The 1,102-nt window shown below is 55.7% G+C and carries 1 pseudogene; it reads right to left on the bottom strand.

The features are described 5' to 3' along the window. Positions 1–1,102, bottom strand: a pseudogene (locus BLS87_RS33305) (IS3 family transposase); the annotation flags it as partial.

Below are 1,102 nucleotides of genomic sequence, written 5' to 3'. Positions count from 1 at the left end.
AATTGTACCGGACTGAGGCCGTTGAGCTTCATGCTGATCCGCTCGTGGTTGTAGTAATGGATGTACTCGTCGAGCCCGGCTTCTAATTGCTCAACGGTGTCGAAGTGCTCAAGGTAAAAAAACTCACTTTTCAGAGTGCCGAAGAAGCGCTCCATCACAGCGTTGTCGTAGCAGTTCCCTTTACGCGACATGCTTTGTTGAAGGCCTTTTTGGGCCAGCCGATGCCGGTAATTAACCTGACGATACTGCCACCCCTGGTCCGAGTGCAGCAAAGGAGTCTGTCCTGGACCCAGTCGTGCCAGAGCCTTCTCCAGCATTTTTGACACCAGCTCAAACACCGGCCGCCTGCTGGTCTGGTAAGCCACGATCTCCCGGGTACAAAGATCCAGTACTGGCGACAGGTAAAGCTTTTGCCCGTTGACCTTGAACTCGGTGACATCGGTCACCCATTTTTGGTCGGGAAGGTCGGCCTTGAATTGGCGCGCCAACCGATTAGGCGCTGTCTCGCCCTCCGGGCCTTTGTAGGAGCGATATTTCTTGATCCTGACCAACGACTTGAGCCCCATCATCTGCATCAACCGCTGTACCGTCTTGTGATTGGCATGTTCGCCTATCTGTCTCAGGACCGCGGTGATACGGCGATAGCCGTAACGTCCCTTGTGCTGCTCATAGATGCGTCGCACGTGAGCCTTGAGCCCGGCGTGTTTATCGCGGGCAACGGCCTTGGCCTGATAGTAGAACGTGCTGTGGGCCAAGCCGGCAGCACGCAACAGCCATCGCATCGAATGCTCATGCCTCAACCCCTGGATTATGTGCGCTTTTTGGCTCGCGCTGCATTCTGCTCCCGGATCAAGGCATCGAGCTTTTTTAAGTAGGCATTCTCCGCTCGCAGGTAACCCAGCTCATCGAGCAGTTCCTGGCGAGTACGCTCGTCATCGCCAGGGCAAGGCTGTACAGCTTTTTCAGATGGTTTTTGGGGCATGGCAGGCTCTCTCTCCCGATGCGGCTTCAGCGCATTGATACCTCCGGCATGGTACAGCCTCTTCCATTCCCCGATGCTGTTTTGCCCGCGGATGCCAAAGAGAATGGCGGCTTGCTGGTC

Source organism: Pseudomonas abietaniphila, assembly GCF_900100795.1.
GTDB classification, from domain to species: domain Bacteria; phylum Pseudomonadota; class Gammaproteobacteria; order Pseudomonadales; family Pseudomonadaceae; genus Aquipseudomonas; species Aquipseudomonas abietaniphila.
This window is presented reverse-complemented; position numbering and strand designations above follow the sequence as displayed.